This window comes from uncultured Wocania sp., assembly GCF_964021735.1.
Taxonomy (GTDB): domain Bacteria; phylum Bacteroidota; class Bacteroidia; order Flavobacteriales; family Flavobacteriaceae; genus Wocania_A.
Genome location: NZ_CAXIBN010000125.1, coordinates 1 through 8,783, shown reverse-complemented (window position 1 = coordinate 8,783; position 8,783 = coordinate 1). Strand labels below are relative to the sequence as shown.

General features: G+C 33.2%; 7 protein-coding genes. 6 read left to right on the top strand and 1 reads right to left on the bottom strand.

Annotated features, from left to right (window positions below):
* Positions 1–123 precede the first annotated feature (123 nt).
* The 6 genes from thrS to AADI82_RS11040 all read left to right on the top strand — a co-directional run bounded on the left by thrS (position 124) and on the right by AADI82_RS11040 (position 7,325).
* Positions 124–2,058: a threonine--tRNA ligase gene (gene thrS / locus AADI82_RS11065; protein WP_341216498.1), complete on the top strand. Its 1,935-nt coding sequence runs from the start codon at positions 124–126 to the stop codon at positions 2,056–2,058.
* Between the two features lie 30 nt (positions 2,059–2,088).
* A complete protein-coding gene (gene infC, locus AADI82_RS11060) occupies positions 2,089–2,634 on the top strand; it encodes a translation initiation factor IF-3 (RefSeq protein WP_341216499.1) in 546 nt (181 codons plus the stop codon).
* 110 nt (positions 2,635–2,744) lie between these two features.
* Positions 2,745–2,942, top strand: a complete 198-nt coding sequence (rpmI, locus tag AADI82_RS11055) for a 50S ribosomal protein L35 (protein ID WP_034040729.1) — start codon at positions 2,745–2,747, stop codon at positions 2,940–2,942.
* Between the two features lie 98 nt (positions 2,943–3,040).
* Positions 3,041–3,385, top strand: a complete 345-nt coding sequence (gene rplT, locus AADI82_RS11050; protein WP_034040731.1) for a 50S ribosomal protein L20 — start codon at positions 3,041–3,043, stop codon at positions 3,383–3,385.
* 142 nt (positions 3,386–3,527) lie between these two features.
* Positions 3,528–6,815 (top strand): amidohydrolase family protein, encoded by a 3,288-nt coding sequence (locus AADI82_RS11045; protein WP_341216497.1) that lies wholly within the window; start codon positions 3,528–3,530, stop codon positions 6,813–6,815.
* A 75-nt stretch (positions 6,816–6,890) separates the two neighbouring features.
* Positions 6,891–7,325: a hypothetical protein gene (locus AADI82_RS11040; RefSeq protein ID WP_341216496.1), complete on the top strand. Its 435-nt coding sequence runs from the start codon at positions 6,891–6,893 to the stop codon at positions 7,323–7,325.
* A 252-nt stretch (positions 7,326–7,577) separates the two neighbouring features.
* Here the strand turns inward: AADI82_RS11040 and AADI82_RS11035 are convergent.
* On the bottom strand, positions 7,578–8,783 hold a 1,206-nt coding region (locus AADI82_RS11035; protein ID WP_341216495.1), incomplete at its 5' end, for an asparagine synthetase B.

The window sequence follows — 8,783 nt, the reverse complement described above, 5'->3', positions numbered from 1 at the left end:
AAAAAAGCAACTGCCGAAAGCACGACCCGAAGAGGAACGCCTTAAGAAAAAATTATACCTATATATATATTGTGTGGATTTATTTATACTAGTATCTTTGCAAACTGAATTTAATTTATTTTAATGATACATATAACATTACCTGATGGCAGTGTAAAAACGTTTGAAGAAAACGTTACACCAATGGATGTTGCTAAAAGCATAAGTGAGGGATTTGCTCGAAATGTAATTTCGGCTAATTTTAATGGTACAACTGTAGAAACCGTAACGCCATTAACTACCGATGGTTCTTTAGTTTTATACACTTGGAGAGATGATGCGGGTAAAACTGCTTTTTGGCATAGTAGCGCGCATATTTTGGCTCAGGCTATTGAGGAATTATATCCTAAAGCAAAACTTACTATTGGTCCAGCTATTGAAAGTGGGTTTTATTATGATGTAGATTTTGGTGAGCATGCGATTTCTGAAAAGGACTTTAAGACCATTGAAAACAAAATGTTGGAAATTGCTAGAGGAAAACACGATTTTAAAATGCGATCTGCAACTAAAGCGGAAGCATTATCATTATACAAAGGTAATACCTTTAAAACGGAATTGATTGAAAACCTTGAAGATGGTACAATTACGTTTTGCGATCACTCTACATTTACTGATTTATGTAGAGGCGGACATATACCAAATACTGGTATTATAAAAGCGGTTAAAGTTTTAAGTGTTGCTGGTGCTTATTGGAGGGGTGATGAAAACAAGCCACAGTTAACTCGTGTTTATGGCATATCGTTCCCTAAGCAAAAGGATCTTACCGAATATTTAGAAATGCTAGAAGAAGCTAAAAAGCGGGATCACAGAAAGCTTGGTAAAGAGTTAGAGTTATTTACGTTTTCGCAAAAAGTAGGGCAAGGTTTGCCGCTTTGGCTGCCTAAAGGTGCTGCATTACGTGAGCGTTTAGAGAATTTTTTAAAGGCTGCTCAAAAGAAAGCTGGCTACGAAATGGTGGTTACACCACATATTGGGCAAAAAGAATTATATGTAACTTCTGGACACTATGAAAAATATGGTGCCGATAGTTTTCAGCCTATTAAAACACCAAAAGAAGATGAAGAATTTTTGCTAAAGCCAATGAATTGTCCGCATCATTGTGAAATTTATAAAAGTTCTCAGTGGTCTTATAAAGATTTACCAAAACGATTTGCAGAATTTGGCACCGTATATCGCTACGAACAAAGTGGCGAATTACATGGTTTAACTCGTGTGCGAGGTTTTACCCAAGATGATGCTCACTTGTTTTGTACACCAGGCCAATTGGATAAAGAGTTTAAAGATGTTATAGACTTGGTGCTTTATGTTTTTGGTTCTTTAGGTTTTGAAAACTTTACTGCACAAGTTTCTGTAAGGGATCCAGAAAATCCAGACAAATATATAGGTGATGTTAAAAACTGGGAAAAAGCAGAACAAGCCATTATTAATGCCGCTACCGATAAAGGTTTAGATTTTGTAATTGAAACTGGAGAAGCTGCATTTTACGGCCCTAAATTAGATTTTATGGTAAAAGATGCTTTAGGAAGACGATGGCAACTTGGTACAATTCAAGTAGATTACAACTTACCAGAGCGTTTTGAGTTAACTTACAAAGGCAGTGATAACGAGCTACATAGACCCATTATGATTCACCGTGCACCATTTGGAAGCATGGAGCGTTTTGTAGCATTATTACTAGAACATACAGGAGGAAATTTTCCACTTTGGTTAATCCCAATTCAAGCAATTATATTATCAATTAGTGAGAAATATGAAAAATACTCTGAAAAAGTTTTAAATTTGCTAGAAAATAACGAAATTCGCGCCCTCGTAGATCATAGAAATGAAACTATAGGGAAGAAAATTCGTGAAGCCGAAATGCAGAAACACCCATATATGATTATTATAGGGGAGCAAGAAGAACAAGAAGGAAAAATAACTGTGCGTCAGCATGGTGGAGAAGATTTAGGCATGATTAGTGTAGAAGCCTTCTCTGAAATAATAAAAGAGAATATTAAAAAAACATTAAAATCATTTTAAAAATTAAGTTTAATTTAAAACCATAAAGCCATAGCAATTAGAAGAAGACAGCAACCTAGAAGGGTTTCACAAGAGGATAAACATAAAATTAACTCTAAGATTACAGCGCAAAAAGTACGCCTCGTTGGAGACAACGTAGAAATTGGTATTTATACCAAAGGTGACGCTATGAGAATAGCAAACGAGCAAGAATTAGATCTTGTAGAGATTTCACCAAATGCTGATCCTCCTGTTTGTAAGGTTATGGATTATAAAAAGTTTCTTTATGAGCAAAAGAAACGTGATAAGGCTTTAAAATCTAAAGCTACAAAAGTTATCATTAAAGAAATTCGTTTTGGTCCACAAACTGATGATCATGACTATGATTTTAAAAAGAAACATGCTGAGAAGTTTTTAAAAGAAGGTGCTAAATTAAAAGCCTTTGTGTTTTTTAAAGGACGATCAATCATATTTAAAGAACAAGGTCAGATATTGTTGTTAAGATTAGCACAAGACCTTGAAGAATATGGAAAAGTAGAGCAAATGCCTCGTTTGGAAGGTAAACGTATGACTATGTTTATTGCTCCAAAAAAGTAACGCTTTAACTACGCTCAGCAACCGAGAAGCACCATTAAAATAAAAAAATGCTGAAATAATTTCAGGATTAAAGATAATTAAGCGAAATAATTAAAAACTAGGAGAAAAAAATGCCTAAAATGAAAACAAAATCTAGTGCTAAAAAGCGATTCAAGCTTACAGGTACTGGTAAGATTAAAAGAAAGCACGCTTTTAAGAGTCATATCTTAACAAAGAAATCTAAAAAGCGTAAGCTAGCGTTAACCCATGATACTTTAGTACATAAGGCTGACGAAAACAATGTTAAAACCATGTTACGTTTAAAGTAATACCGTTTTAACCGGTTAAAACAATTTATAAACCCTGGAGTTAGGCATATTTAAAGTGTCGATTTTTCGTCCGCCTACTACAAAAAACAATTAAAATTATGCCAAGATCAGTAAATTCTGTAGCAAAAAGAGCCAGAAGAAAAAAGGTACTTAAGCAAGCAAAAGGTTACTTTGGAAGACGTAAAAACGTTTGGACAGTAGCAAAAAATGCGGTTGACAAGGCTATGCAATATTCGTATAGAGACCGTAGAAACAAAAAAAGAACATTCCGTGCATTATGGATTACGCGTATTAACGCAGGAGCCAGAGAACATGGTTTATCTTATTCTCAATTTATGGGGAAATTAAAAGCTAATGATATTGAATTAAACCGTAAGGTTTTAGCAGATTTAGCTATGAATAACCCTGAAGCTTTTAAAGCTGTAGTAGAGAAAATTAAATAAGGCGTTTCGCCTATTGTAAAACATATTATTCGCTTAATAAAAATCCGATTCTTAATTGAATCGGATTTTTTTTGTTTCCAACTTACTAAAGCTCACATTCAAAAAATAACTATCTTTAAGAATCAATTTAAACTATCAACCAATGCATCATTTTAAATTAATTTTATTAATCCTCCTTTTATTTAATTTAAATCTTCAAGCTCAGAAAAAAGAAAAAGAAAAATGGGATGTAAATAACCCTGAAGGTAATTGGGATTTCAAAGAATTAAAACTTTCTACCAATGAAGGTACTTGGATGAATCTAGACGTAAGTCCAGATGGAAAAAAAATAGCCTTTGATTTATTAGGCGATATTTATATTATGCCTATTGAAGGTGGTGATGCCAAATTACTTAGAGAAGGTTTGCCTTTTGAAATTCAACCACGTTTTAATCCTGATGGTACAAAACTTTCTTTTACAAGTGATGCTGGTGGTGCCGACAACATTTGGACTATGAATATTGATGGTACTAATGCAAAACAAATAACTAAAGAAACTTTTAAATTATTAAATAATGCGATTTGGACACCAGATGGTAATTACTTAATTGTGCGTAAACATTTTACATCGCAACGTTCTGTAGGTGCGGGAGAAATGTGGATGTATCATATTACTGGTGGCACTGGCTTACAATTAACAAAACGCAAAAATGACCAGCAAGATGTAAATGAACCATCCATATCGCCAAATGGCAAGTATTTATATTACAGTGAAGATGTTTACCCTGGCGGCATGTTTCAATATAATAAAGATCCAAATAGTCAGATTTATATAGTTAACCGTTACAATTTTAAAACTGGTAAAACAGAAAAAATAATAGGTGGTGCTGGAGGAGCTGCAAGACCTCAAGTTTCTAGAGACGGCAAAAAACTAGCTTTTGTAAAACGTGTTAGAACAAAGTCTGTTCTTTATATCCATGATTTAGAAACTGGTGAAGAATGGCCAATTTATGATGCTTTAGACAAAGATCAGCAAGAAGCATGGGCTATTTTTGGAGTATATCCTAATTTTAGTTGGATGCCAAACAATGAAGAACTCGTTTTTTGGTCTGGTGGAAAAATCAATAAGATAAATATTAATTCATTAGATGTTACAAACATCCCTTTTAAGGCTGAAGCTTCTATAAAAATTGCAAAAGCTTTAGAGTTTGATACGCCTGTTGCTCCTGAAAATTTCACAGCAAAAACAATACGCAATACAGTAACATCTCCTGATGGTAAAACTATTATTTTTAGCGCTTTAGGACATCTTTGGACAAAAAAACTTCCAAACGGCAAACCCAAAAGGCTTACTAATGCTTCAGATTTTGAGTTTGAGCCATCATTTTCTCCTAACGGAAAAGAAATTATTTATGTAACTTGGAATGATGAGCAACTTGGAAGTATCTATAAAGCGAATATTAATAATGGTTCATCAATAAAACTTACTAACACAAAAGGCATTTATAGAACACCTTCGTTTTCTAACGACGGAAATAAAATAGTGTATCGAAAAGAAGCAGGAAATAGCGATCAAGGTTTTACATATACTAAAAAGTCTGGTATTTATGTTATGGATTCTAACGGAGAAAATCCTCAATTCATTTTAAAAGAAGGAGCAAATCCTGTTTTTAATCTTGGGGGAAACAGAATTATTTATCAAACTGGAGGCACGTATTTTGGTAGTTTAACTAAAATGCTAAAAAGTGTTGATTTGAATGGAAAAGATGAAAAAACATTAGTTTCCTCAAAATATGCAAATAGATTAGTTGTAAGTCCAGATAATAAATGGATAGCATTTTCTAATTTACATAAAGCTTATATTGCACCTTTGCCAAAATCGGGAAAAACTTTAAACTTCGATTTAAAGAAAGGCGCTAAATCATTCGTTCCTATCTCACAAGTATCAAGAGATGCTGGTGTAAGCATTCATTGGTCTAAAAATAGTGATAAAATTCATTGGACTTTAGGCGATGAGTATTTTACAAATCATGTTAATGAACGATTTACATTCTTAAAAAATTCACCAGATAGCATTCCTCCTATTACAAAAAAAGGGGTGAAAATTAATTTAGTTTCTAAAACCGATAAACCGAAAGGGGTTATTGCATTTACTGGAGCCAATATTATTACAATGGAAGGTAATAAGGTTATAAAAAATGGAACCATTATTATTCGAGAAAATAAAATTGAAGCTCTTGGGGGTTCAGATATCAATATCCCTTCTGAAGCTAAAATATATGATGTGAAAGGCAAAACCATAATGCCAGGTATTATAGACGTACACGCTCATGTTGGTGGTTTTAGAGCAGGAATAACCACACAAAAACATTGGCAATTATATGCTAATTTAGCTTATGGAGTTACTACTTCGCATGACCCTTCAGCGAATACTGAATCTATATTTACTTTATCAGAACTTATAAAAAATGGGCAAATGGTTGGTCCTAGACTCTACTCTACTGGTGCCATTTTATACGGAGCAGATGGTGATTTTAAAGCTGTAATAAATAATTTAGATGATGCCCGATCTGCTATTCGTCGTACCAAAGCATTTGGTGCTTTATCAGTAAAAAGTTATAATCAACCAAGACGAAACCAACGTCAACAAGTAATACAAGCTGCCCGAGAAGAAGGGGTTTTTGTTGTACCAGAAGGGGGGTCTAATTTTTATCATAACATGAGTATGATTATGGATGGGCATACAGGAATTGAACACAACATTCCAGTAACTAAAGTTTATAAAGATGTTTTAGAGTTATGGAGAACTAGTAATACAGGGTACACACCTACACTTATTGTAAACTACGGTGGATTAAATGGTGAGTTTTATTTTTACGAACATGATAATGTTTGGGAAAATGAAAAACTACTTAAATATACGCCTCGAAGCATTATTGATTCTCGTTCTCGCCATCGCATGAAAATACCACAAGAAGAATATGAAAATGGGCATATTTTGGTTTCTAAAACTTGTAAAGCATTAACAGATGCAGGGGTTAAAGTTAACTTAGGTGCGCATGGACAATTACAAGGGCTTGGAGCGCATTGGGAATTATGGATGCTTTCGCAAGGAGGCATGACCAATATGGAAGCCCTAAAAGCTGCTACAATAAATGGTGCAGATTATATTGGCGCGAGTAAAGACATAGGTTCTTTAGAGGTTGGTAAATTAGCAGATTTAATTGTAATGGATAAAAACCCTTTGGATAACATCCGAAATACAGAAAGTATTGTTTATACTATGGTAAATGGAAGATTATATGATACTAAAACGATGAATGAAATTGGAAACGAACCAAAAGAACGCTCAAAATTCTATTGGGAGAATAGCAAATATAACAGCTCATTTCCGTGGCATGAAAACACAGAAACTATTGGTCATTGTAGTTGTAGCTCTAAAAGTCAATAAAGTTTTTTTATAAAGTTTACGCAACCATTAGCCCTTTTTTTCATCTATAAGTAAAATCCTAAATATTTAAAATAAATGAAAAAGAGTGTAATTCTAATTTTAAGTTGTTTTTTTATTTTTTCAAGTTGTTCTAATGATGAAGACCCTATAGATCCTCAAAAAATAAAATACTTGTGGCACTTAGTAAAAGTAACCGGTGGTGTTGCTGGAATAGATGAAGAATTTAATCTTGAAACTATTGTATGGGCTTTTAACGATGCAAACAAAACCCTTGTTGTTGAGAATAATAACGATGATGATACTATTGAAGATGGTTTAGATTCTGGAACTTATGAATACTCTGTTTTAGATTTAGATGGAAAAAGCTATCTTACAGTAAATAATAATGAACTTGGAAGTTTTGAAATTTCTCAAAGTGCATTAGTTATTAATCAAAATATAATGTCGACAGGTGACGGTGCTGATGGATTTATTTACACATTCCAAAGAACCATTTTATTAGTTGATTAAGTTGTTTTTAAAATCAACTAACTTTTATTTATTTCATCGATACAATACCACGGATATAACTATTTATCTTATCTCTGGTGCCTTTAATAGCTTAAATTTTTTAATAGTTTGTTGTTCGTGCTTTTATCAAAAAAAATTAAAGGCATCTTATGGAATGTCAAAATAATTAGTTATTACAATTAGAGTTTTCTTGAATATTTGTTTTTTTAGAAGCTATAATTAAACTTTTGTATGTTCTAAATTTACAAAAAATTATGTTTTCTGCTTTTTCTTTCTAGCAGCAGGAAACAAGACATTATTTAATATAAGCCGATATCCTGGAGAAGTTGGGTGCAAATCTAATTCGGTTTTGGAGTCTCCAACTCTATGCTGATAATCTTCTGGATCATGACCACCATAAAAAGTAAAAAATCCTTTTCCTTTTATACCGTGAATATATTTTGCTTCTCCATTAGATTTATTTTCACCCATTACTAATACATTAGATTTTATTTCATCTCTTGTAAACGATGTTGTTTGCCCCATAAATCCTTTTACTAAAGCCGTGTGATTTTGACATAACATAGTTGGAATGGGGTCCCATTTAGCTGAGAATTCCATAAGCGAAAAATAATCAGTTGTTTTAGGAATCATCCGTTTTCTAGTCATATCTATTGAAGAAAATTCATAAATGTTCGGGCTTCTTTCTAAAGTATAATCTGTAAAAGCAAAGGTTTTATTATAGTCTATTTTATTTTGATACCCAGGCGTGCTTCCGTCTCCATCAAACATAGGCTCGCAAATATCGATACCTTCGGCAGACAATGCAATATCAAAACTATCGGTCGCACTGCACATAGCAAACATAAAACCACCTCCAATAACATAATCTCTAATTTTTAAAGCTACATCTAATTTTTCGTCCGAAACTTTACTATAGCCTAACTTTACAGCCAATGCTTCGGCTTCCTTTTTTTCTTGAATATACCAATTTGTAGCTCTATATGCGCCATAAAATTTACCAAACTGCCCCGTAAAATCTTCGTGGTGTAAATGCAACCAATCAAACAATAGCAAACCATCGTTTAAAACTTCTTCGTCGTAAATGGTTTCATAAGGAATCTCTGCATATTGCAAAACCATAGTTACGGCATCGTCCCATGGTTGTTTTCCGTAAGGTGTATAAACGGCTATTTTTGGTGCTTTTTCTAAAACTACAGCTTCCATATTTTTACTTGGACTGCTAATATCTTCTAGAATGCTTTCTGCTTTTGAATTAGAAATAACTTCAAAGGAAACACCTCGTATTTGGCATTCGCGTTGAATTTCTTCGGTATCTGGTAATAAAAAAGAACCGCCACGATAATTAAGTAACCACTTAATTTTTAATTGTTTATTGAGCGTCCAATAGGTTATACCGTAAGCTTTAAGATGATTTTTTTGACTCTCTACATCCATAGGAATTAGGATGTAGGATGC

Excerpts from the sequence above, each read along its gene's own strand:
- rpmI (WP_034040729.1), top strand. The coding sequence starts at position 2,745 with ATGCCTAAAATGAAAACAAAATCTAGTGCTAAAAAGCGATTCAAGCTT.
- thrS (WP_341216498.1), top strand. The coding sequence starts at position 124 with ATGATACATATAACATTACCTGATGGCAGTGTAAAAACGTTTGAAGAA.
- AADI82_RS11040 (WP_341216496.1), top strand. The coding sequence starts at position 6,891 with ATGAAAAAGAGTGTAATTCTAATTTTAAGTTGTTTTTTTATTTTTTCA.
- rplT (WP_034040731.1), top strand. The coding sequence starts at position 3,041 with ATGCCAAGATCAGTAAATTCTGTAGCAAAAAGAGCCAGAAGAAAAAAG.
- AADI82_RS11045 (WP_341216497.1), top strand. The coding sequence starts at position 3,528 with ATGCATCATTTTAAATTAATTTTATTAATCCTCCTTTTATTTAATTTA.